Raw genomic sequence first — 20962 nt, 5'->3', positions numbered from 1 at the left:
GGTCACGGACACGTCTCGCGGTATTTCTCCTGTGGTACCAGATTCTCCCACTCCTCCCGGGTGAGGGAGCGGCCCGCATTGGCGCACGCCGCGGCCACCAGGTCGGGGGGCGTGCGGACGTTCCACAGCCGCGCCGTCCTGTCGTCCGACACCGTGGCGACGGTCGTGCCGTCCCGGCTGTAGGAGAGCGCGGTCACGCCCTTGGTGTGGCCGACCATCGGGGAGCCGAGCCGCCGGTACGTCCGCAGGTCCCACAGCTGCACGTCGCCGTTGGACATGCCGGTGACGAGGATCTCGCCGTCCGGGCTGAACGCGAGCGTGTTCGCCGAGCCGTCCTCGGTGATCAGGCCGACGCCGACCGCGCGGCGGCGCGGCACGTCCCACAGCCGGATGCTGTAGTCGGAGGCCGTGAACGCCAGCCTCTGACCGTTGGGGCTGAACGCCATGGCGTTGACGAACCCGCCCTGGGCCGCGTACGACGGGCCCGGGATCTCGCGGCGGGTGGCCACGTCGAAGAGCCGTACCCGGTTGTCGAAGCCCGCGCTCGCCACAGTGGCCCCGTCGGGGCTGATCGCCATCGCCGTGATGAGGTCGGTGTGGTCGGGGACGGTGATGCGCGGCCCGGTCTCACTGCGGCGCGCGAAATCCCAGAACACGATGGACTTGTCCTTCTGGGCGGCGGCGAACCTGCCGTCGGCGCTGATCACGGCGGCCGAGAGCGTCCTTTCATGGACGATCTCGCGGCGGCTCGCGACATCCCAGAGCCGCAGGCCGTCGGCGCCTTCCGACAGGAGCGTCCGCCCGTCGGGGGCGAAGCTGAGCCGGTACACCGCACGGCGAGGGCCCCCGGGGTTCAGCGGAGGGCCGAGGGGACGCTGGGTGGCCACGTCCCAGAGCTGGATCGCCGGGTTCTTGTCGTCGGGCATGCCGGCGGCCAGGACCCGTCCGTCAGGACTCAGCGCGACGGCGCCCAGCGCGGGCATGGCGGTCCCGAGTTGCAGGTGGGTCCGGGCGTCGGCCAGCCGTGCCACGCCGTCGCCGCCGGCGGCGGCGATCAGCTTCCCGTCCGGGCTGAACGCCACGCTGCCGACGCTGCTGTAGTTGTCGGCGAGCAGGAGCAACTGCTGTCGGCTGGCCGTGTCCCACAGGACGGTACGGCCGCTGTCCCCGCCGGTGACGATCCGGGTGCCGTCCGGGCTGAAGGCGATCGACTCGTAACCGGCGGTGCGGTCCTTGAGCATCCCGATCTGCTGGTGCGTGGCCGTGCTCCACAGGCGCCCCGTCCGGTCATAGCCCAGGGTCGCGAGCAGGGTGCCGTCCGGGCTGAGGGCGACCGCGTCGACGCCCTGGCGGTGTCCGGCGAAGGGAGCGCCGAGCTGGCGGGAGGTGGCGGTGTCCCAGAGACGGGCGGTCTTGTCCTTGCCCCCGGCGGCCAGGATCTTCCCGTCCCGGCTGTAGGCCACCCCGTGGATGATGCTCGACAGGTCGGGCCCGTCGTCGGGGCGGCCCATGGGCGCGCCGTGCGGACGGTGCGTGGCCACGTCCCACTGCTGGACGACGCCCCTGAAGTCGCCGGTCACGAAGGTCTTCCCGTCCGGGTTGTACGCGATCGCCGACACGACCTCGGTGTGCTCCAGCGGGGGGCCCGGCTCGCGATGGGTGGCCACCTCGTAGAACCGGACGGTGCTGCCACACGCCGTGGCCAGCGTACGGCCGTCGGGACTGAGGGCCAGCTTGATGCCCGAGCACTCGAACTTCCGGCGGCTGATCGGGGCGCCGAGCTGCCGACGCGACGCCGCGTCCCAGAACCGTACGGTGCCGTCGTCGCTCCCTGTCACGATGGTCGAACCGTCGGGGGTGAACGCCAGCGCCGTCAGGGGCTTCGAGTCCGCGCTGAAGTTCCCCCGGGCGGTGCGGGTCGCCGCGGACAGCACGCGGTTGCGGGCCTCGTCGGTCTCGGCGATCCGCCAGGCCGCCACGGCGAGCATCGAGGCGAGGGGGGCGTCGCCGGTGACCTCGCTCTGCGCCGCGAGCTGGCGGGAGCTCGCCTTCCTGCGCTGCCAGTCGGCGTCGTTCGCGGCCTTGACGGCGACGCCTGCCGCGATGAGGGCGAGCACCGACAGCACCGCGAGGCCGGCCATGACGAGACGGCGGCGGCGGCCCGCTCGCCGCGTCTCCCGTATGGAGGCCGCGAGAAAGCGCTCCACGGTGGGGCCGGACGGCGGAAAGCTGTCGGGGTCGCGCTCCCAGCGGGGCCGGTTGTCGTCCACGGCCAGCAGCCGGGCGCCCCGGTAGAGGAATGCGGGGTCGCGGTGATGGTCGGCCCACTGCGCGGCGTCCTCGACGAGCTGGTCGTACACCGCTTGCGCGGCGAGGTCGGGTTCGAGCCACTGCCGCAGGGTGGGCCAGGCGGTCAGGAGCGCGTCGTGGGCGATCTCGGCGGTGTCCTCGTGCAGGGTGAGCAGGCGCCGGCCGGCGAACGCGGACAGCAGCGCCTCGACCTGGTCCCGCCGCTCCGCGGAGTGCGCGGCCGCGGCGGCGTGGATCTCGGCCAGCGTCGCCCTGCGCCGCGCCACCCGGCCTCCCGCGGTGATCAGTGTCATCCGCCGGAAGAGCCTGAGCGCGGTCTTGCGGTCTTCAGGCGGCAGCCGCCCGAGGACCTCCTCGGCCGTACGGCGCACGGAATCGCGGACCCGGCCGGATTCCTCGTAGCCCCGGACGGTCAGGGTGCCGTCCTCACGTCTCTCCCAGGTGTTGCGCAGAGCCTGCGAGAGCAGGGGCAGGACCCCGGCCTCGTAGCGATCACCCTCGGCCCGGTCGACGCCCAGCTCGCCCAGGATGGTCTCCACCAGACCGGGCTCGATCTCCAGGCCGCCCGCGGCCGCGGGGCCGGTGATGGCCAGCCGCAGGTCCGACTCCGTCATCGGTTCGACGATGACCTGACCGTCCTGGATGGCCTCGGCGAACTGCGGGTAGGCGGCGCAGCGGTCCCAGTAGTCGGCGCGCACGCCGATGACCACTCCGGCGCCGTGCGGGCCCTCGGCCATGGTGTCCAGGGTCCTGACGAACGCCTGGCGCTCCTGCTCGTCGGTCACCAGGGTGAACAGCTCCTCGAACTGGTCGACCACCAGGACGAGACGGTCGGCGGGGGAGAGAGCTCCCGACAGTGCCCGCCGTGGATCGTCCCGCAACTGCTCGTCCCATGTTCCGGCGGGCCCGCCGAACGCCTGCGTCCACGCTTCGGCAAGCGCGTGGAACGGCTTCGCGGTGGGTGTGATGAGCAGGCGCGGCCAACGCTGTGATCCGGTGAGTGGCAGCCTGCCTTCGGCCAGCGCCGGTATCAGCCCCGCCCGTAACAGCGACGACTTGCCCACACCAGAGGCGCCCGAGACCAGCAGGATGGATCCGCGCTCTGCCCAACGCCGTCCCAGGCGTTCGAGGAGGCTGAGCGTCGCCCGTGTACGCCCGAAGAACAGCCCGGCTTTCGCCGTCTCGAACGGCGCAAGACCTTGGTAGGGGCACACGTCGTCCGAACGGCCGCCCTCCTCCCGCTCGTCCATGGCGCTCATTCTGGCCAATCGCGACCACGCCTGCCGTCCGATTTCGTCCAATGTCGTCCGACCAGTGGCTTGAACGGCGCGAACCCGGATTCGATGGACATCTGTCTTCGCCGCAGGGCGACGATGAGAACGGGGGTGTCGATCATCAACACAACGAGAGGACCGGCTCCGGCAATGGCCGGCTGCAAGCCCTGGGCCGGCTTGTCGGCCGTTTCCCGGCATGTGGAAGTCGTGCGGGAGCCCGATGCGGAGCCGCCTGCGGAGCCGCCTGCGGGGGCGCTGCTGCGCGGGTGGCGGAAGCGGGCCTTGCTGACCCAGGAGCAACTCGCCGAAAGAGCCGGTCTCAACGTCCGGACGGTCCGCCGGCTGGAGAGCAGCCGGCTCTGGCACCCGCGCACCAGGTCGATCCTGCTGCTGGCAGAGGCGCTGGAGCTGGACGGCGAAGAGCAGGCGATGCTGGTCGCCGTCACCCGCGGCCTGCCGGCTCCCGCCCATCGCGATGATCCGGAGGGGACCGGCCCACCGCCGGCGGCGCTGACCGTTCCCCGGCAGTTGCCCGCCGATGTCGCGACGCTGGTGGGCCGGAGACGCGAGCTGGCGATCTTGGAGGCGTACCAGGGCGCGAACACGGTGACAGTCGTCTCCATCGACGGTATGGCCGGAACGGGCAAGACGGCGCTGGCCGTGCGCGCCGCCCACCGGCTCGCGCCTCGATATCCCGACGGGCAGCTCTTTGTGAACCTCCACGGCCACGCGCGCTCGATGACGCCGATCGAACCGGGCGAAGCGCTCGCCCGGCTGCTCCGCACGCTCGGCGTGCCCGGCGAGCACATTCCCCGGCACCTCGATGACCGTGCCGCGCTGTACCGCAGCGTGCTGGCCGACCGCAAGGTCCTGATCGTGCTGGACGACGCCGCCGACGAACAGCAGATCCTTCCCCTGCTGCCCGCCGGCTCGAACTGCCGGTTGATCGTCACCAGCCGTCGCCGCCTCACCTGCCTGGACGACATCCGAAGCCTGTCACTGGAGACACTGCCGACGATGGACGCGGTCGCCCTGTTCACCCGCATGGCCGGGCGGGAGCGCGTCATGGGCACTCCGGTGCATGTCCTGACCGAGGTCGTGCGGCGCTGCGGGCTGCTGCCCCTCGCCGTCCGCATCGCCACCGTCCGGTTCCGGGCGCATCCCACCTGGAGTGTGCGGCATCTCCTGGACCGGCTGACGGACGACCCGCTGGCCGAACTGAGTGCCGGACGGCACAGCGTCGCCGCCGCCCTGGACCTGTCCTACGAAAGGCTGTCCACGGAACAGCGGCACGCGTACCGGGTGCTGGGCTCGCGTACCAGCACGGACTTCGGCGTCGTCGCGGCCGCCGCCCTGCTGAGGACGACCGAACGACAGGCCAGACAGCTCCTGGACCAGCTGTCGGACGCCCATCTCGTGCAGGAGCCCGCCCCCGGCCGATACAGGCTCCACGACCTGGTCCGCGACCATGCCTCGGCCGTGCGGGTGGCGAGCCGCGTCCCGCCCGACCTGGCGGCCGCCATCGCGTCGCCGCCGCGGTGATCGGCGGTCAGGCCGCCGACCAGCCGCCGTCCACCGGGACGATCGCGCCGCCGCCCTGGCGCAGCATGTGCGGCAGGACCGCGTGCGTGACCAGGAACGTGCCGGTCAGGTTGACCCGCAGCACCCGTTCCCACAGCTCGAGGGGGATGTCGGCGGGCAGGGCCATGGTGTCCATGATCCCGGCGTTGTGGCACAGCACGTCGATGCGCCCGTACGCGCTGACCGCGGCCCGGGGGCGTGCTCCCCGCCGCCCGGCGCGCGGGCGCCGTCCGCGACGACATCACGGCCGAGGACCTCGTGCTGGTCGTCGGCATGCTCGCCGGGGTCCTCGCCAAGACCCCGGCGCCGCGCCGGCGGGTGGTCGCCGGACGGGCGTGGGCGCTGCTCCGCACAGGGATGGAGCCCTGAGGCCGGGGCTCGGCTAGCATCCGCTGCGGAGACCCGGCATCAGCGGAACGGTGGTGACCGATGACAGGCGTGCGGCGTCGATACGTGGACACGCGGTTGGGCCAGATGCACCTCGCCGAATGCGGGAGCGGCACCCCCGTGCTCTTCCTGCACCAGACCCCGCGGTCGTGGACCGAGTACATCCGCGTGCTGCCGATCGCGGGCGGCAGCGTGCACGCCATGGCCATGGACACGCTCGGCTTCGGGCAGTCGGCCCGTACCGGCGAGTTCAGCATCGAGCGCTTCGCCGACGGCGTCGAGGCGCTGCTCGACGCGCTCGGCCTCTCCCGGGTCGCCCTCGTCGGGCACCACACGGGCGCCGTGATCGCGCTGGAGGTGGCGGCCCGCGACCCGTCGCGGCTGTCGGCGCTGGTGCTCTCGGCGATGCCGCACGTCACGCCCGGACGCCGGGAGCGGGTGCGCGACCTGCCCCAGGTCGATCATGTACGGCCGGCGGCCGACGGCGCTCACGTCACCGAGCTGTGGCGGCAGCGGCGCGCCTTCTACGATGCGGGCCAGGAGGACGACCTCACGCGGTTCGTGATCGACGCCCTGCAGGTGGTGGACCGCCTCCAGGACGGTCACGCCGCCGTGGGGGCGTACGGGATGGCGTCGCGGCTGCCGCTCGTACGAACCCGGACGCTGCTGCTGTGCGGGGCGCAGGACGCGTACTCGCTGCCCGACCAGCCCGCCCTGGCGCGGGCGCTGGGGTGCGAGCTGCAGGTGATCGACGGCGCCGGCGTCTGCCTGCCTGAACAGCGGCCGGACGCGTTCGCCGAGGCCGTCATGTCGTTCGTGACGCAGCCTCGCGTCTGAGGGCCTCTACAGGGTGCCCCGGGCGGGGGACAGGAAGTCGCGCACGAGCCGGTCGTAGCGGGCGCGGTCCACGTTCCACGCCTCGGTGTGGCCGCCCTGCGCGAACGGCTCGAACTGGATCTTCCAGCCCAGACGCCTGCCGGCGGCGACGAGGTCGCGCGCCTCCTGGATCGGGTGGTCGGTGTCGGGCACGGTGTGGATCAGCAGGAGGGGCGGCCTGATCTTCGGTGGGTGGCGGATCAGGCTGAGCCGGTCCGTGTCGACCCCGGTGCGCCACTTGATGACCTGGCTCGACAGCCCTGCCGCGAAGGCGGGCAGATGGAAGTTCCTGGCGCCCTGTTCCCCGGTCATCCGCACGTCGATCATGGGCGCGTCCATGATGACCCGGTCGACCAGGTTCGCGAGCGATGACCTGTCCAGGAACTGCCCGGCGATCTGGCCGCCCATCGAGGTGCCGTACAGGATGAACCGCCGCGCCCCCATCGTCTGCGCCTGGCGCAGGGCGGCCTCCAGGTCGCGCCACTCCGAGTCGCCCAGGTGCAGCAGCCCGTCGGGCGAGGGCGGTGCCCCTTCGTCGTTGCGGTAGCTGATGTCCAGGAAGGGCAGCCCGAGCCGGTGCACGACGGGCAGGATCTTCAGCTCCGCCTTGCGCCGCCCGTTCTGCCCGTGAACGGCGACGACCCAGGTGGCGCCCTTGCCGGGCACGTACCAGGCGGGCGCGGGCCCGAGCTCCGTGTGGACCATGATCTCGGTGTAGCCGATCCCCCAGGCGACTTCGGGATCGCCGGGCGGAACGTTGCCGAACCAGCCGGGGGTGCCCACGGAAGGGGTCGGGCCTCGCAGCACCTTGCGCGTCACCCGGCCCGGAGCGCGCGACACGACGTCGCCGAGCATCGAGTACGTGCCGCTCCACTCCAGCCAGTACGTGCCGGGCTTGCCGGACTCCGGCGTCTGCTCCAGCGTCACCAGATCACCCTGCACGGTGAGCACCCTGGTGTTGCTCGTTCCGTAGTGCACGACCCCGATCGCCTGCTCGCTGCCGAACCAGGCCCCGTACCCCGCCGCCGCGACCAGGATGACGAGGACCGCCACGCCCGCGATCCACGCCCTGCGCTTCCAGCGGGGCCGCCGCTCACTCCCGGATGCCATCGAAGATCCTCCGCGCCGTACGCTCGCACAACCCGCGAAAGCCGTCCTCCTCCAGGCCGATGCGGCCACCGAGGTAGAGCTGCACGAGCCCTTGGACGGACGACGTCAGCGCCAGCGTCACCTCCAGCGGGTCGTCCTTGCGCAGCAGCCCCTCGCGCATGCCCTCCTCGACCAGCACGACGAGCATGCTGAACGGCGACCCGCCGTCTTCGAAGCCGTCGGGGAAGCGACGGGCCTGCGGGCGGCGCTCCGTCATGAGGAAGCCGTACAGATGCGGCCGACCCAGGGCGAAGTCGAGAAAATCCTCCATGAGGCCGAACGCCCGGTCCTCCCACGAGCCGCCCGTGACCCGGGTTCCCCACCCTTCGGCCAGTTCGCGGAAAGCCCGCTCGGCCACCGCGTCGAGAAGCGCCTGGCGACTCGGATAGTGCTTGTAGGTGGCCATCGGGGACACGCCGACCATGTCGGCCACCCGCCGCATGGTCACGGCCCGAACACCCTCGCTCACGAGAACGGTCTGCGCAGCGACGGCGATCTTCTCCGCTGTGTTCGAAGTGCTCACGGTGTACACAGTAAACCATCAAGGTGTACGTCGTACACCCAACGGTGACGAGGTCGGCGTTCAGGAGGCGATGCCGCGCCCGACGTCCTCCGCGGCTCGCTTGATGCCGGCCGTCCAGGACGTCAGCGCCGCCTGCAGCTTGGCCTCGCCGAAGAACAGGCCGAGCAGCGGCCCGGCCATGGACTCGCTGACCTCCAGGTCCGTGCCGCCGTCGGCCCGGCGCAGCAGCAGGTGCCGGTGGACGGCTCGGGCGCCGGAGCTCACGCCCGTCCACGTGAGCTCCTCGTCCCGGCGGACCACCGCGAACCGGGACTGGATCTTCGCCTTGCCGTTGACCCACGAGAACGACGTGTCCGGCTCGACCGCACCGTCCAACCGCACGTCGTGGATCGCCGGTTCGATACGGGACCAGGCGGCCGGGGTGGCCAGCACGTCCCAGACCGTCTCGACCGGCGCGTCGATGGCGACCTCGCAGCGGGCGCGCACCGCCGCCCGTTCGTCGATGCGGCCCTTCTTGGCGTACTGCTCGTGCAGGTCGTCGAGTGCCGGACCGGTGTACAGCAGCGACTTGACCATGGTGTGACCTCCAGGGGAGTAGCGGGGGGAATCTTCAGCCGGCGGTCAGCCGGTCGAGCGGGCGTAACAGACGGTCGACCGCCGCGCGCCCGGCTTCGAGCGCGGCCCTGAGCGGTTCGCCGTCGCGGGTGAGGCGACCGATGCGGGGGGTGCCGGGCCCGGGGCGTACGGACAGGACCGCCGGATCCGCCGGGGGCCGGCCGCCGACGGGCAGGCGGGACACCGGGGGAGCCGGTTGGTCGTACCGCGTGAGCACCGCGTCGTCGTGCAGCAGGCGGTGGGCGCGCGTGAGGTAACTCCGGTGCAGCGCCTCGGGATACCCCCGCAGAACGGTCGCGGCGATCAGGCGCGCTCCGTAGGAGGGTCGCGCCCCGCGGCGGGCGGCCGTCCCGGGCGCGGCGGGACGCGACCGCAGGACCAGGACATGGCTGGCGCCTTGCGCCAGGGCGGTGCGGTACGGGATGGACTCGGCGAGTCCCGCGTCGTAGTAGAACCGGCCGGCCAGCTCGACCGGCGGACCGGCGAGGAACGGCAGCGCGGCACTGGCCCGCAGCGCCAGCCGCAGTTCCACGGGACCGGTCAGGTAGGGGCGCAGGTCGGTGGACCGCCCGGTGTGGACGTCGGTGGCCAGCGGGTGGTACTCGACGGGATTGGCCAGGACGGCGTCGAAGTCCATCCAGGCCACCTCGCGGTACAGGTGCTCGACCAGGTTGCGCACGTCGACCATCGGCCGGCCGCGCAGGAGGTTGGACGGACGGATCATCGCCTTGGCGTAGCCGGGTTCGGCCCAGCCGGTCAGGCGCTCGGGAGTGCCGCTGAGCAGCCAGGCCCCGGTGATGGCCCCTGCCGACGCTCCGTAGACCGCGTCGAAGGCGTGCGCCACCCCGCTCTCGTGCAGGGCCAGGGCCATGCCGGCGGAGATCGTGCCGCGCATGCCGCCGCCCTCGATGGCCAGGGCCACCCGGTAGCCGTCCTGCCGCTGCCCGGGACGGCTGCCGCGGCCGACCCGGTCGGCCAGGACGCGCAGCACCTCGTGCCCGCCGGTCACGGAGTCCTGATCTCTTCGGACAGGTAGGCCCTGGCCTTGGCCCAGACGCCGCGGTCGGACCGTGTGGTCGTCCACGTGGTGGACCTGAGCCGGCCCCGCCCGCGGTAGCGCCGCACGATGGCGACGTGCTCCGGCAGGCCGACGAACCGGCGCAGGGCCTGCTCGTCCAGCCAGATCGACACCGAGCCGCACCGGCCGCGCAGCGGCTCCGTCCAGAGCCACATGCCGACCGCGCCGGGCAGGTCGGGCCAGGCCCGGCGCAGGGAGAGCCCGGCCCGGTAGACGCCGGGCAGGTCGCGCAGCCGGTCGGCCTGGAAGTCGGTGACACTGACCAGCACCGACCCGGTGGTGCCGGCCGCCTCTCCAGGTGTCCAGCGGCTCGTCAGCATGGCGCCGCCCACGACGGGTCGCGGCCCAGCAGGCCGAGCAGCCGGTGGAAGTCAGGGGCGTCGTCGGGCACCGGAACCCTGGTGTCGAACGCGGCGCCTGGACCGCGGCTTTTCGGCGTGTCCGGCCACCGGGAGGCCATCGCCAGCGCGGACGCGACCAGCTCGGGGTCGGGCCGGTAGAAGGTGTCGATGCTCGTGGCGACGTCCCATCCGTGCACGAGGCAGTCGACCAGGTGCATGCTGATCGCGACCCGCCCGGGGAAGACGCCGAACCCGCCGATCTCGACCTGGCGGTCGTAGAAGTCAGGGGCGGCGAACGCCTTCATGACCGCGGCCGCGGAGTCGTGGAAGGCGCCGAACGGGTCGTCGCCGAGGTCGCCGCCGTCCCGGACGGACTGCTGCGCCGGCGGGTCCGCGGCGGCGGCGAAGCCGTGGTTCTCGCCCACCATGTGCCGCAGCAGGTCGCCCAGGTTCCATTCCGCGCACGGCGTGGGCCGGTCCAGGTCCACGGCGGCGACCTGGGCGATCGCTCTTCCGGCGAGGTCCAGCGCGCACCGATGCAGGTCCCGGAGGTCCTCGGCTGGGAGTTCAGCCATCATCCGCCTTTCTAAGTACGAACGTTCGTGCCGAGAATAGGAGCGTGCCGAGCCAGAGGTCAAGCGGCTATCGTGAACCGAACGTTCGTGCATGAAGGGGTGGAGATGGCGGGAAGACCGCGGGACGAACGGACACGCAGCGTGATCCTGCGCAGGGCGGCGGACATCGCCTCGCAGGACGGGCTGGAGGGGCTGTCGATCGGCCGGCTGGCCACGGACCTCGGCGTGAGCAAGAGCGGCCTGTTCGGTTACTTCGGCTCCAAGGAAGAGCTGCAGCTCGCCACGGTCCGCGCCGCGGCGGCCGTGTACGTCGAGGAGGTCGTCCAGCCCGCGCTGACCGTGCCGCCGGGTCTGGGCAGGGTGCGCCGGCTGTGCGAGAACTGGCTGAGCTACTCGCAGCGGCGGGTCTTCCCGGGCGGCTGCTTCTTCTTCGCCGTCAACGCGGAGTTCGACGCCCGTCCGGGCCGGGTGCGGGACGCCGCCGCCGCGGCGAGCCTCGACTGGACCCGCTTCGTGGCGCGCGCCGTCGACGACGCCCGCCAGCTCGGCGAGCTCGCCGGCGACACGGATCCCGACCAGCTCGCGTTCGAGCTCATCGCGTTCATGGAGACGGCCAACGCCGTCTCGCTGCTGCACGACGACCCGAACGCCTACGAGCGGGCCAGAACCGCCATCCGCCGGTGCCTCGACACCGCGAGCACGAACCGGTGAGGCCCGCGAGGCGGGTGCGGGTCGACGTCCTACGCCGGCGCCCCCTTGGAGCGGGCGCGCCCGGTGAAGCGGGCGGTGTCGATGACGGCGCGTTCGTGGGTGCCGGTGCTGATCACGTCGTACCCGTCGTCGGCGGCCACCTCGAACCGCAGCCGCCGCCCCTCCACCCCGGTCAGCCGCACGCGGCAGGTCACCTCGAGGCCGGGCGGCGTGGCGGCCGCGTGGCTGAGGTCGACGTGCGTGCCGACCGTCTGCTCGCGCGGCCAGTCCAGGCACGGCACGACGGCCTGGACGCACGTCCACTCGATCAGCCCGACGAGGAACCCGGTGGCGAACACCGGCGGCATGACCGCGAACTCCGGCGACTCCGGATAGAGCGCCGCGACGATCTTGCTCTCCGGCACCCGGAACCGGAACGTGTGCTCGAGGCCCGGCTTCAGCTCATCCATGGTCTGCTCCGATCATCCTGGCCGCCACCTGCTTGGCCCTGCGCATCGCCGTACGATCCCCGTCGACCACCACCCGCGCGTTGGCCCCGTCGATGAGAAGGAGCAGCCCGAAGCCGACCTCCTCCGGCCGCGGCAGGCCGGCCTCGGCCGCCAGGCGGGTCAGCGTGGAGCGCAGCCAGTCCTTGTAGGCCGAGATGACCTCGCGCGCGGGATGCCCCGCGTCGGGCAGCTCCACCGCGGCGTTGGTGAACGGGCAGCCGCGGAAACCCTCCTGGCCGTGCCCCTCCGCCAGCCAGTCGAAGACCGCCAGCAGCCGCTCGGCTCCGTCCGCCGCGCACTGCTGGAGGAACGCGGTCATGGCCGCCTGCCGCGCGGCCCGCCGCCGGTCCAGCACGGCCGCGACCAGTTGCTCCTTGGACCCGAACTGGGCGTACAGCGTGGGCTTGGACACCTGGGCCCGGGCCACCAGCGCGTCGACGCCGGTCGCGCGGATGCCTTCGGCGTAGAAGACCTCCGTGGCCACCTCCAGCAGCCGCTGACCGGCGGCGCTGAGCTCGCGTTGATCGCTCACGCCCCGATACTGACAGGTCAGTAAAGTCGAGGCAAGAGCCGTCAGAGCTGATCGAGCCGGCGGTTCAGGAATCGGCGCTCGGCCTCGGTCGTCGCCAGCGCGAGCGCCCTCTCGTACGCCGCCCGCGCCCCCTCGGTGTCGTCCAGGCGCCGCAGGAGCTCGGCCCGGGTGGAGTGGAAGTAGCGGTAGCCGTCGAGGGGGAGCGCGTCGACGATCGCCAGGGCCGCGCGCGGCCCCTCGACCTCGGCGATCGCGACGGCGCGGTTGAGCTCCACGACCGCGGAGCCCGTCAGCTCACGCAGCCGGTCGTAGAGCGCGGCCACGGCCGGCCAGTCGATGCGCTCCTCGGCCTGGAGCGCGGCGATGGCCGCCTGCACCGTGTAGGCGCCGCGAGCACCGAGCGCGAGTGCGCGGTCCAGCAGCGCCTGGCCTTCCTCGAGCTGCGCGGTGTCCCACAGGGCGCGATCCTGCTCGTGGAGCACGACGATCTCGCCGTCGCGGACCCGGGCCGCGCGCCGCGAGTCGTGCAGCAGCATCAGCGCCAGCAGTCCGGCGGGCTCGGGTTCGCCGGGCATGAGGTCGAGGAGTATCCGGGCCAGCCGGATCGCCTCGGCCGTCAGGTCGGCCCGGCCGTCGCCGTACCCCTGATTGAAGATCAGGTAGAGGACCGCGAACACCGCGCCCAGCCGGGCGGGCAGGCGGTCCTCGCGGGGGATCGCGAACGGGATCCCGGCCGCCCGGATCTTGGTGCGGGCACGGGAGAGCCGCCGCTTCATCGTCTCCTCGCTCACCAGGAACGCCCGGGCGATCTCCGGCGTCGACAGGCCGCCCAGCGCCCGCAGGGTGAGCGCGACCTGGGCCTCCGCCGCGAGCGCCGGATGGCAGCACATGAAGAACAGTTCGAGCCGTTCGTCGGGGATCGACGTCTCGTTCATCGCCACCTCCTCGGAGGGCTCCGGCCGGTCCAGCCGCCGGAGCTTGTCCGCATGGGTACGGTCGCGCCGCAGACGGTCGATCGCCCGGTTGCGCGCCGTCACCACGAGCCAGGCCCCCGGATTGTCCGGGAGCCCGTCGCGGCCCCAGCGCTCGGCGGCGATGACGAACGCCTCCTGCGCGGCCTCCTCGGCGACGTCGATGTCGCCGCTGTAGCTCACCAGGGCGGCGAACACGCGTGCCCACTGGTCGCGGAAGATCTCCTCGAGCACCGGCTAGAGCTCCACCAGCGGCCGCACCTCGACCGAGCCGCCCAGGCGGGTGGCCGGGATCCGGGCGGCGAGCTCGAGGGCCTCGTCGAGATCCCCGGCCTCGACGATGTAGAACCCGCCGAAGATCTCCTTGGTGTCGGCGAACGGCCCGTCGGTCACCAGCATCTCGCCGTCCTGGACCCGTACGGTGGTCGCGGTCTCGGCCGGCTGCAGCCGTTCGCCTCCGAGCATGCGCTCGTCCTTCATCAGCGTGGTGTACTCGGCGCTGATGGCAGCGCGCTCGTCCGCGCTGAGGCCTTCGTAGGCCTCGGGGCGTTCGTTGATGAGCAGTGCGTATCTCATCGGTGGTCTCCTTGGGCTGGTTCGCGGCGGTAGACCAGGCGGACGGCCTGGCCCACCCGCTCGGCGGACTCGAGGCTCAGCCCGGCGGGCGGCCCCGGCCGGTCGAACAGGCGGCGCCCCTGGCCGAGCACCACCGGGAACACCAGCAGACGGTATTCGTCGATCAGGTCGTGGGCCCTCAGCACGTCGACGACGCCGGTGCTGCCCGCCACCACGATAGTCTGGCGCTTCTTCCGCTCGGCCACCTCCTCGGCCGGCTCGCCCCGCAGGAGGGCGGAGTTGCTCCACTCCTCGACGCGCTCCAGGGATCGCGAGACGACGAGCTTGGGGAGGGCGTTCATCTTCCTGGAGAACTCATCGTCCCTGGCAGGCCAGATGCGGGAGAAGCGCTCCCAGGTGAGCCGGCCGAGCAGCATGGCGCCGGAGTCCAGCACCTCCCCGAGGGCGAACTTGTCGCCGGCCACGGACTCGGGCCCGTAGCGGAACGCCCATCCTCCCCAGGGCGTCCCGTCCCGCCCGTCCGGGTCCTCGACGACCCCGTCGAGCGAGACGAACTCGATGACGATCACTTGGCTCATGATCTCGAACCTTCCTTGAAGCCGGTTTCCGGCGACAGGACGAACGAGAACGCCTTCAGGGGACAGGCCGTGAATGTGACTCCGGTCACAGATCATCCGGGTGGCTTTACCCGTAAGCGTCTGCCCGGACGTTTAAGCACAAGGTAACGTGTCAACTACTGAGCGTATAAGTTTCCTGGTCAAACGGTAAAGGTCGCGCCGAAGGGCTCGGTGAAGCGCTGCCATGCACGTCAAGCACGAAGAACACGACCATCGCCTCCAGCTTCCGTTCAGTCACGCTGTCGGCGACGACTCCGGCGCGCTGCCGGTCCATGCGGCGGGCCCCGGCCAGCTCGCCCTGCTGACCCCCGCCGCCGTGCACCATCAGGTCTTCAGCGTGGTCCGGCTGCGTGCCGGCTACGACCTGGCCGAGGTGGACGCGTTCCTGGCCAGCGTGGAGACGACGCTCGGCCTGCTCTGGCAGGACAACGCCCACCTGCGCGAGCGTCTCGCGAACATCCCCGTCCCGCCGAGCCCGTCCGACACGCTCGCCGAAGCGGAGCGCGCCGCGCAGGAGACGGTGGAGACGGCGCGGCAGGAGGCCCGCCAGATCCTCGCCGAGGCTCGCGCCGAGGCTCAGCGGGTGCGGCGCGAGGCCGCCGCCGTGGCGGAGGCGCTTGCCCGGACCGCCCGCGTGGCCTACCGCGAGGCCGTCGAGGAGCAGCTCGACCAGTTCGACGCGGCGCTGTCGCACCACGGCCGGCAGCTGCAGGACAGCCTGCGCGCCCAGCTCGGCCGGCTGCGCGGCGCCCTGGAGGACCCCGCCATGCCTGACATCGCTCCGTCTGGCCACGGCACGTCTGGCCACGCCCTGCCCGGGCAGGCCACGTCGGGCCTCGCCACGTGCAGCCCTGGCGCGCCCGGCGCTGGCGCCCACCCGGGCGGCGGCGCGCATGCCGATCCCGTCGCGCACGTGGGCGATGGGGCGCGCAGCGGTCCCGTGGCGCACGTGGACGCCGATGCGCACACCGGTCCCGTGGCGCGCATCGTCGACGGCGCGCGTCCCGGCGACGGCCCGCACGGCGGTCTCGTCGCGCACAGCGGACACGGCGCGCGCACCGGTCCCGTCGCCGCGCCCTGATCGAGCCGCTCAGTACGCGCTGCCGTTCGGTATGCGCTGCCTTCCGTTCGCACCGCCGTTCCGTTCGCACTGCCGTTCCGTTCGCACTGCCGTTCCGTTCGCACTGCCGTTCCGTTCGCACTGCCGTTCCGTTCGTGCCGTTCCGCACGCACTCTCGCCAGAAAGGCTGTGACATGTCCTTGCCGCTCGGGGGGCCGGCACTGCAGTCGGCGCTGCAGGACACGGGCCTTGACGCCGCCATGCCCGCCTGGACGGTGTGGGCCGCCGTGGGCCTGGTGGCGCTGTCCACGCTGGCCGGAGCCCATCTGGCCCAGCGCAACGCCGCCAAGATCAGCATCTGGCTGGCCGTCGCCTCGGCGCTCATGCTCGTCACCGCCCTGACCGACGTGATGCCCGACGCCTGGCGTGAGGCCCACGCCACCGAAGTGCCGCTGTGGCTCGTGGCGCTGGCCGGGGTGGTGGGCTTCGCCATCATCACGTACTTCACCCGCCACGGACACCCGCACGAGACCGGGCAGCGTGGGCAGCACGCCCCCGGCCTGCACAGGCGCGTCAAGCAGGCCGTCAGCGCCGCGGTGTACGGAGGCGTGGGCACCGCCGTCGCGCTGAGCCTGCACCGCATGATCGAGGGCGCCACTCTGGTGCTGGCGGCGTCGGCCATCGTCGTGGCCGCTCTCATGATCCACTCGGCCGGTGAGGGGCTGGCCATGACGGCCATGCTCGACATGGCGAGCAAACGCCGCGCTCCCTGGCTGGCGCTCTCCTGCCTCAGCCCCGCGGCCGGTGTCGTGCTGGCCGCGGTGGCGCCGATCCCCCCGCAGAGCGTGCCGATCCTGCTCGGCCTGCTCACCGGCGTGCTGGTGCGTACTGCCGTGATCGGGCTGAAGATCGCCCGCAGCAGCGGCCGGCTGGTGCGGCGCCACGTGGCCGTCGCCGCGGCGGGCGTGCTCTCCGTGGGCGGCCTGCTGGTCGCGGCGGAGACCGTTCTCGTCGAGGACATGCCCGAGCTGGCCGTCCCCATCGCCGCCGCCGGTGAGGCAGACGTGCCGCTCGTCCAGCCCACCCGCACTCCGTCCCCCCGGCCCGAACCCACGCGCGAGCCGATGCCGATGACGGCCTCCGAGCTGCGCGCCGCTGTGGCGGGCGGGCGGCTCGGCGTGGAGGCCCTGCTGTCACGCAGCGAGCTGACCACCATCAGCGCGGACGTCGAGTCGCTGCTGCGGGCCCTGCCGGGGCGCAGCGCCGCCGAGATCACCAGAGTGCTGCGGAAGGGCGGGATCGGCAGCGGCGCCAGCATCGGCGACCTCACCCTGCGCCAGCGCCACTACCTGCTCGGCGCCCTCGGTGCCCGGCCCAGGCCCTCGGCCACGGACGTGGGGCGCTAGAACCCGCCTTGCGCCAAGGGCCACGGCGGCCCGCCCTTCGGCTCCTCGCCCCTCATCCCGCGCAGGCGCTACGCCGGGGCGTCTTGCCCGATGGCCCCCAGACGCTGCTGGACCACGTGCACCGGGGTGTTCGGTGGTGGTTGGCCGTAGAGGGTTTGTGGGTTGGGTGGCGTGGCCGGAGCGGGTCAGGCCGGCGCGTACCCCGGCGACCCGGTGCTGGCCGCGCTCGTCGGCGAGCTGTCGATGAAGAGCGAGGACTTCCGCCACCGGTGGGCCGAGCACGGCGTCGTCGACAAGACTCACGGCCGCAAGGCCTTCCACCACCCGCTGGTGGGGAGCTGACCCTGGACCACGAGACGCTCCGCATCCCGGACGAACCCGACCAGGTGCTCATCACCTACACCGCCGAGGCCGGGTCCCCAACCGAAACCGCCCTGCAGCTGGTCGGCGCCGCTGACCGGCCTGGCGTGATCTTTGATCAAATAATCGGATGCTGACGGTTGGCATGCGTTGCTAACGTCAGCGTCGTGACGGCTGTCGAGCTCCCGATCCTCGGGACGGAGCCTCTCCCGGTAAAGCGGGTCACGGATTCGTGTCGGCGGTGGTGCCATCCCTCGTGCGGCCACCGTGACCGCCAGACCCGCGACTACAGACGGCATCTCACGCCCGGAGCGTTCTGATGATCACATGGCGTCGACTCGTCCAGGAGGACTTCCCCCTGCTGCGTACGTGGCTGGAGCAGCCGCACGTGGCGCTGTGGTGGAACCACGAGACCTCGGCGGAGGCGGTGGCGCGCGACTTCGGCCCCGCCGCCAGGGGAGAGGAGCCGTCCGAGGACCTGCTCGTGTTCCTCGACGGGCGGCCGCTCGGCCTGGTCCAGCGGTCGCGGCTGGCGGACTATCCGCACTACGTGGACGAGCTGGCGGCCGTCGTCCCCGTCCCCGACGGCACGGTCTCCATCGACTACCTCATCGGCGATCCGGGCCAGGTCGGCCGGGGACTCGGGACGGAGATGATCCGTTCGGTGCTGGAGCGGACGTGGGAGGAGCTGCCGGACGCCTCGTGCGTGATGGTGCCGGTCTCCGCCGCCAACCGCGCCTCCTGGCGGGCGCTGGAGAAGGCCGGGATGCGCCGGATCGCGGAGTGCGAGCTCGAACCGGACAACCCGATCCACGGGCCCGCTCACTACCTCTACCGGATCGACCGCCCAGGCACCTGAGGAGTGCTGCGCCGACCCGGAGTAGACCTATCGCTTGGTTGGGAAGTATCCTGGGCCCCCGTCAGCAGCGCCAGCCCTGAACCGGACGTGAGGTCACCGTGGTCGAGCAGCAGTCCAGCGGCGGGGTGAGGGCCCGGGTCAGTGCCGGGCTGCGCCCGTTCTTCCAGTGGCTCGCGGGGACCAGGGGCTTCGCCCGGGTCGCGCCCAAGATCGTCCCGCCTCTCGACCGCTTCGTCAACCGCGTGACCGGCGGCCGGGTCCTCATGGGCGACCAGATGATCCCCCACCTGCTGCTCACCACGACGGGCAGCAAGTCGGGGCAGCCCCGCGAGAGCCCGCTCGCCTGCCTGCCCGAGGACGGCGGCACCTTCCTGGTGGTCGGCAGCAACTTCGGCCGCGAGCACCACCCCGCCTGGAGCGGAAACCTGCTCAAGACCCCGCAGGCCACGGTGACCTTCCGCGGGCGCGTCATCCCTGTGACGGCCAGTCTGCTTGCCGGGGCCGACCGCGAGGAGGCGTGGCGGGCGCTCACCCGCTTCTGGCCGCTCTACCAGGGGTACACCGACCGCTCGGGCCGCGAGCTGCGCGTCTTCCGCCTCTCGCCCCGTGCCTGACCGGCGCGTCCCCGGTCGGCGCGGCCTTCGTGCAAGAGGTCTCACACGTCCGGTCGTCCGGTGCGCGTCCGTGCGGCGCCGCCCAGTGCGTACGCCACGGCGCGTTCCGGGCTGAGCCTCGCCCCCTGGCGGAAGGCCGCCGCGAACCCCGGTCCGCCCAGCGCGCAGCGGGCCTGTCGCGTGCAGCGCTCGTGCGACTTCATGTGATAATTCATCCACTCGGGCGAGGCCCCCACCGTCTGCCACATCGCGTGCGCCGCCCCCAGCAGCTCGGCGGCCCTGTCATGCTCTTCCCGCGCGCCCGCGATCCACGCCAGCACCTCCAGGCACTGGGTGAGGCACCACCTGTCGTTGATGCCCCCGGTGAACTCAGTGGCCGTCGTGACCAGCGCCTCGGCCTGCGCGGTGTTCTCCAGGTTCCAGTGTGCGACCCCGAGCGCCAGCTGGGCGTACGCGCGGAAGACCAGGGCGTTCTGCCGCTCGCACAGGGCCAGGAGCTGCCGGCCGTACTCGGCGGCCTGGCGCGGGTCCTCGCTGGAACCGTACGTGGCGCCGACGTACATGGCGAACATGACGCCGTCGAGGTCGTCGATGGACTGGTGGAGATCGAGGGACTCCCGCAGCAGCGCGAGGCCGCGCGGGGCGTCGTGGGCGAGGAACGCCGCGACGGCCGCGGTGCGGATGGCGTGCGCCAGCAGCTTCTGGTCGCCCGACTCGCGGGCCATGGCCATGGAGCCGTGCAGCTTCGGCAACCCCGCCAGGAGGTCGCACTGGCGGATGGCGAGCATGCTGTCGGTCCAGAGCGCGGCCGCCCGTACCGGGTGTTCGTCCGGCACGTGCTCGAGGGCGCGCTCCAGCCAGTAGCGGCCCTCGGTGAGGGAGCCGGCGAGCAGCCAGAAGCACCACATCGCCGCCGCGGCGCCCGCTCCCACGGGAGCCAGCGCGGGCTCGCTCACGCACGCCTCGAGGGCCACGCGGATGTTGGGCAGCTCCCGCTGCAGCAGCAGGTACCGGTCCACCTGCTCGGGGACCATCTCGTCGACCCGGTGCCGCTCCACGAGGTTGCGGTAATGGTCGACGTAGCGCCTGCGCAGCTGCCGCAGCTCGGCGGGCGACACCTGCTCGCAGCCGTAGGCGCGCAGGCTCTCCGGCAGGCGGTAGCAGGGCCCGTCCTTGACCAGAACGCACTTGCCCACCAGCCCGGCCAGGTGATCGAGCACGTCGAGGCGGTCGATGCCCTCGCCCGAGCACACCGCCTCCGCGGTCTCCAGGTCGGCTCCGGCGGGGAACATCCCGAGCCGGCCCCAGAGCCGCCGCTCGCCGGTCGAGCAGAGGCGGAAGCTCCAGTCGATGGTCGCGCGCAGCGTCTGGTGGCGGGGCAGTGCGGCGGGAGCCTTCGCGGCCAGTACGTCGAACCGCTCGTCCAGCTCACGCATGAGCTCCTCGAGCGGCAGGGTGCGCAGCCGTACCGCGGCCAGCTCGATCGCCAGCGGGATCCCTTCGAGGCGCTGCACCAGCCGCGACGCGCACGCCACGTTGCCGGAGTGCAGCGTGAAGCCGGGCAGGACGCCCGCCGCGCGTTCCACGAACAGGCGCACGGAGTCCTGGCGGGCGACCTCCCGCAGGGTGGCCCCGGGGTTCGGGATCGGCATGGGGGCGACCCTCAGCACCTGCTCGCCGTAGGCCCCCAGGCTCTGCCTGCTGGTCGCCAGGATCTGCAGCCGCGGGGCGGTCCGCAGCAGCCGTTCCACGAACGGGGCGCAGACCGTGCTCAGATGCTCGCAGTTGTCCAGGACCAGCAGCATCCGCCGGCCCGCCAGGTAGTCCTGCAGCACGGCCATGAGGTCGGGACGGCCGTCGCGCAGCCCCAGCGCCGTGGCGACCGCCGGCTCGAGCAGGTCGCCGGTCTCCAGCGTGGCGAGCTCGACCACCTCGACGCCGTCCTGGTACACCTCCCGCAGGAGCTCCGCGGTCCTGAGCGCCAGCCGGGTCTTGCCGACGCCGCCCACGCCGGTCAGGGTGAGCAGCCGGGTCTTGCTCAGCGCTTTCCGCACCGCGC

21 protein-coding genes and 2 pseudogenes are annotated in these 20962 nt (G+C 72.4%); 9 read left to right on the top strand and 14 right to left on the bottom strand.

Annotated elements, in window-relative coordinates:
* Nucleotides 1-2: 2 nt before the first annotated feature.
* Nucleotides 3-3560 (bottom strand): nSTAND1 domain-containing NTPase, encoded by a 3558-nt coding sequence (locus ABD830_RS02235; protein ID WP_344984566.1) that lies wholly within the window; start codon nucleotides 3558-3560, stop codon nucleotides 3-5.
* Between the two features lie 231 nt (nucleotides 3561-3791).
* Here ABD830_RS02235 and ABD830_RS02230 point away from each other — a divergent pair, with 231 nt between their 5' ends.
* Nucleotides 3792-5126: a helix-turn-helix domain-containing protein gene (locus tag ABD830_RS02230; RefSeq protein ID WP_344984565.1), complete on the top strand. Its 1335-nt coding sequence runs from the start codon at nucleotides 3792-3794 to the stop codon at nucleotides 5124-5126.
* A gap of 7 nt (nucleotides 5127-5133) precedes the next feature.
* Here ABD830_RS02230 and ABD830_RS02225 read toward each other — a convergent pair.
* A pseudogene (locus tag ABD830_RS02225) lies at nucleotides 5134-5343 on the bottom strand (SDR family NAD(P)-dependent oxidoreductase); the annotation flags it as partial.
* A gap of 20 nt (nucleotides 5344-5363) precedes the next feature.
* On the opposite strand from ABD830_RS02225, the gene ABD830_RS02220 reads away from it, so the two are divergent.
* On the top strand, nucleotides 5364-5534 hold the full coding sequence (locus ABD830_RS02220) for an SbtR family transcriptional regulator (protein ID WP_344984564.1): 171 nt from the start codon (nucleotides 5364-5366) through the stop codon (nucleotides 5532-5534).
* A gap of 60 nt (nucleotides 5535-5594) precedes the next feature.
* The gene (locus tag ABD830_RS02215) at nucleotides 5595-6389 is read left to right on the top strand and encodes an alpha/beta fold hydrolase (protein ID WP_344984563.1); all 795 of its coding nucleotides are present in this window, start codon (nucleotides 5595-5597) and stop codon (nucleotides 6387-6389) included.
* A 6-nt stretch (nucleotides 6390-6395) separates the two neighbouring features.
* Here the strand turns inward: ABD830_RS02215 and ABD830_RS02210 are convergent, their stop codons facing one another.
* From ABD830_RS02210 to ABD830_RS02185, 6 genes are read right to left on the bottom strand one after another with little or no spacing between them, the layout of a single operon-like run.
* Nucleotides 6396-7538 carry an alpha/beta hydrolase family protein gene (locus ABD830_RS02210; protein WP_344984562.1) on the bottom strand — a complete coding sequence of 381 codons (1143 nt, stop codon included), beginning with the start codon at nucleotides 7536-7538 and terminating at the stop codon, nucleotides 6396-6398.
* Nucleotides 7522-8100: a TetR/AcrR family transcriptional regulator gene (locus ABD830_RS02205; RefSeq protein WP_344984561.1), complete on the bottom strand. Its 579-nt coding sequence runs from the start codon at nucleotides 8098-8100 to the stop codon at nucleotides 7522-7524. The genes ABD830_RS02210 and ABD830_RS02205 overlap by 17 nt, the downstream gene beginning before the upstream one ends.
* A 60-nt stretch (nucleotides 8101-8160) precedes the next feature.
* Nucleotides 8161-8676, bottom strand: a complete 516-nt coding sequence (locus ABD830_RS02200; protein ID WP_344984560.1) for an SRPBCC family protein — start codon at nucleotides 8674-8676, stop codon at nucleotides 8161-8163.
* Nucleotides 8677-8710: 34 nt separating this feature from the next.
* A complete protein-coding gene (locus ABD830_RS02195) occupies nucleotides 8711-9724 on the bottom strand; it encodes a patatin-like phospholipase family protein (RefSeq protein WP_344984559.1) in 1014 nt (337 codons plus the stop codon).
* Nucleotides 9721-10113 (bottom strand): hypothetical protein, encoded by a 393-nt coding sequence (locus tag ABD830_RS02190; protein ID WP_344984558.1) that lies wholly within the window; start codon nucleotides 10111-10113, stop codon nucleotides 9721-9723. The genes ABD830_RS02195 and ABD830_RS02190 overlap by 4 nt, the downstream gene beginning before the upstream one ends.
* The gene (locus ABD830_RS02185) at nucleotides 10107-10709 is read right to left on the bottom strand and encodes a TIGR03086 family metal-binding protein (protein WP_344984557.1); all 603 of its coding nucleotides are present in this window, start codon (nucleotides 10707-10709) and stop codon (nucleotides 10107-10109) included. Before ABD830_RS02185 ends, ABD830_RS02190 begins: the two co-directional genes overlap by 7 nt.
* A gap of 105 nt (nucleotides 10710-10814) precedes the next feature.
* On the opposite strand from ABD830_RS02185, the gene ABD830_RS02180 reads away from it, so the two are divergent.
* Nucleotides 10815-11420 carry a TetR/AcrR family transcriptional regulator gene (locus ABD830_RS02180; protein ID WP_344984556.1) on the top strand — a complete coding sequence of 202 codons (606 nt, stop codon included), beginning with the start codon at nucleotides 10815-10817 and terminating at the stop codon, nucleotides 11418-11420.
* Nucleotides 11421-11449: 29 nt separating this feature from the next.
* Here ABD830_RS02180 and ABD830_RS02175 read toward each other — a convergent pair whose 3' ends face one another.
* From ABD830_RS02175 to ABD830_RS02155, 5 genes are read right to left on the bottom strand one after another with little or no spacing between them, the layout of a single operon-like run.
* Nucleotides 11450-11869 carry a thioesterase family protein gene (locus ABD830_RS02175; RefSeq protein ID WP_344984555.1) on the bottom strand — a complete coding sequence of 140 codons (420 nt, stop codon included), beginning with the start codon at nucleotides 11867-11869 and terminating at the stop codon, nucleotides 11450-11452.
* Nucleotides 11862-12440 (bottom strand): TetR/AcrR family transcriptional regulator, encoded by a 579-nt coding sequence (locus ABD830_RS02170; protein ID WP_344984554.1) that lies wholly within the window; start codon nucleotides 12438-12440, stop codon nucleotides 11862-11864. Before ABD830_RS02170 ends, ABD830_RS02175 begins: the two co-directional genes overlap by 8 nt.
* A 41-nt stretch (nucleotides 12441-12481) precedes the next feature.
* The gene (locus ABD830_RS02165; RefSeq protein ID WP_344984553.1) at nucleotides 12482-13645 is read right to left on the bottom strand and encodes an RNA polymerase sigma factor; all 1164 of its coding nucleotides are present in this window, start codon (nucleotides 13643-13645) and stop codon (nucleotides 12482-12484) included.
* Nucleotides 13646-13648: 3 nt separating this feature from the next.
* Nucleotides 13649-13987: a YciI family protein gene (locus ABD830_RS02160; RefSeq protein ID WP_344984552.1), complete on the bottom strand. Its 339-nt coding sequence runs from the start codon at nucleotides 13985-13987 to the stop codon at nucleotides 13649-13651.
* The gene (locus tag ABD830_RS02155) at nucleotides 13984-14565 is read right to left on the bottom strand and encodes a dihydrofolate reductase family protein (protein ID WP_344984551.1); all 582 of its coding nucleotides are present in this window, start codon (nucleotides 14563-14565) and stop codon (nucleotides 13984-13986) included. Before ABD830_RS02155 ends, ABD830_RS02160 begins: the two co-directional genes overlap by 4 nt.
* A 223-nt stretch (nucleotides 14566-14788) precedes the next feature.
* On the opposite strand from ABD830_RS02155, the gene ABD830_RS02150 reads away from it, so the two are divergent.
* From ABD830_RS02150 to ABD830_RS02130, 5 genes and pseudogenes are all read left to right on the top strand, one after another.
* A complete protein-coding gene (locus ABD830_RS02150; protein WP_344984550.1) occupies nucleotides 14789-15685 on the top strand; it encodes a DivIVA domain-containing protein in 897 nt (298 codons plus the stop codon).
* A gap of 173 nt (nucleotides 15686-15858) precedes the next feature.
* Nucleotides 15859-17070 carry a ZIP family metal transporter gene (locus tag ABD830_RS02145; RefSeq protein WP_344984549.1) on the top strand — a complete coding sequence of 404 codons (1212 nt, stop codon included), beginning with the start codon at nucleotides 15859-15861 and terminating at the stop codon, nucleotides 17068-17070.
* A 243-nt stretch (nucleotides 17071-17313) separates the two neighbouring features.
* Nucleotides 17314-17567: pseudogene (locus ABD830_RS54080) on the top strand (MmyB family transcriptional regulator).
* A 182-nt stretch (nucleotides 17568-17749) separates the two neighbouring features.
* Nucleotides 17750-18289, top strand: a complete 540-nt coding sequence (locus ABD830_RS02135) for a GNAT family N-acetyltransferase (RefSeq protein WP_344984547.1) — start codon at nucleotides 17750-17752, stop codon at nucleotides 18287-18289.
* 98 nt (nucleotides 18290-18387) lie between these two features.
* Nucleotides 18388-18903: a nitroreductase family deazaflavin-dependent oxidoreductase gene (locus ABD830_RS02130; RefSeq protein ID WP_344984546.1), complete on the top strand. Its 516-nt coding sequence runs from the start codon at nucleotides 18388-18390 to the stop codon at nucleotides 18901-18903.
* 41 nt (nucleotides 18904-18944) lie between these two features.
* On the opposite strand, the gene ABD830_RS02125 is transcribed toward ABD830_RS02130, so the two are convergent.
* A complete protein-coding gene (locus tag ABD830_RS02125; protein ID WP_344984545.1) occupies nucleotides 18945-20957 on the bottom strand; it encodes an ATP-binding protein in 2013 nt (670 codons plus the stop codon).
* Between the last annotated feature and the right edge of the window lie 5 nt (nucleotides 20958-20962).

This window comes from Nonomuraea helvata (genome assembly GCF_039535785.1).
GTDB classification, from domain to species: Bacteria; Actinomycetota; Actinomycetes; order Streptosporangiales; family Streptosporangiaceae; genus Nonomuraea; species Nonomuraea helvata.
This window is presented reverse-complemented; position numbering and strand designations above follow the sequence as displayed.

Excerpts from the sequence above, each read along its gene's own strand:
- ABD830_RS02215 (WP_344984563.1), top strand. The coding sequence starts at position 5,595 with ATGACAGGCGTGCGGCGTCGATACGTGGACACGCGGTTGGGCCAGATG.
- ABD830_RS02235 (WP_344984566.1), bottom strand. The coding sequence starts at position 3,560 with ATGGACGAGCGGGAGGAGGGCGGCCGTTCGGACGACGTGTGCCCCTAC.
- ABD830_RS02155 (WP_344984551.1), bottom strand. The coding sequence starts at position 14,565 with ATGAGCCAAGTGATCGTCATCGAGTTCGTCTCGCTCGACGGGGTCGTC.
- ABD830_RS02175 (WP_344984555.1), bottom strand. The coding sequence starts at position 11,869 with ATGGATGAGCTGAAGCCGGGCCTCGAGCACACGTTCCGGTTCCGGGTG.
- ABD830_RS02145 (WP_344984549.1), top strand. The coding sequence starts at position 15,859 with ATGTCCTTGCCGCTCGGGGGGCCGGCACTGCAGTCGGCGCTGCAGGAC.
- ABD830_RS02210 (WP_344984562.1), bottom strand. The coding sequence starts at position 7,538 with ATGGCATCCGGGAGTGAGCGGCGGCCCCGCTGGAAGCGCAGGGCGTGG.
- ABD830_RS02135 (WP_344984547.1), top strand. The coding sequence starts at position 17,750 with ATGATCACATGGCGTCGACTCGTCCAGGAGGACTTCCCCCTGCTGCGT.
- ABD830_RS02185 (WP_344984557.1), bottom strand. The coding sequence starts at position 10,709 with ATGGCTGAACTCCCAGCCGAGGACCTCCGGGACCTGCATCGGTGCGCG.
- ABD830_RS02160 (WP_344984552.1), bottom strand. The coding sequence starts at position 13,987 with ATGAGATACGCACTGCTCATCAACGAACGCCCCGAGGCCTACGAAGGC.
- ABD830_RS02150 (WP_344984550.1), top strand. The coding sequence starts at position 14,789 with ATGCACGTCAAGCACGAAGAACACGACCATCGCCTCCAGCTTCCGTTC.
- ABD830_RS02180 (WP_344984556.1), top strand. The coding sequence starts at position 10,815 with ATGGCGGGAAGACCGCGGGACGAACGGACACGCAGCGTGATCCTGCGC.
- ABD830_RS02190 (WP_344984558.1), bottom strand. The coding sequence starts at position 10,113 with ATGCTGACGAGCCGCTGGACACCTGGAGAGGCGGCCGGCACCACCGGG.
- ABD830_RS02200 (WP_344984560.1), bottom strand. The coding sequence starts at position 8,676 with ATGGTCAAGTCGCTGCTGTACACCGGTCCGGCACTCGACGACCTGCAC.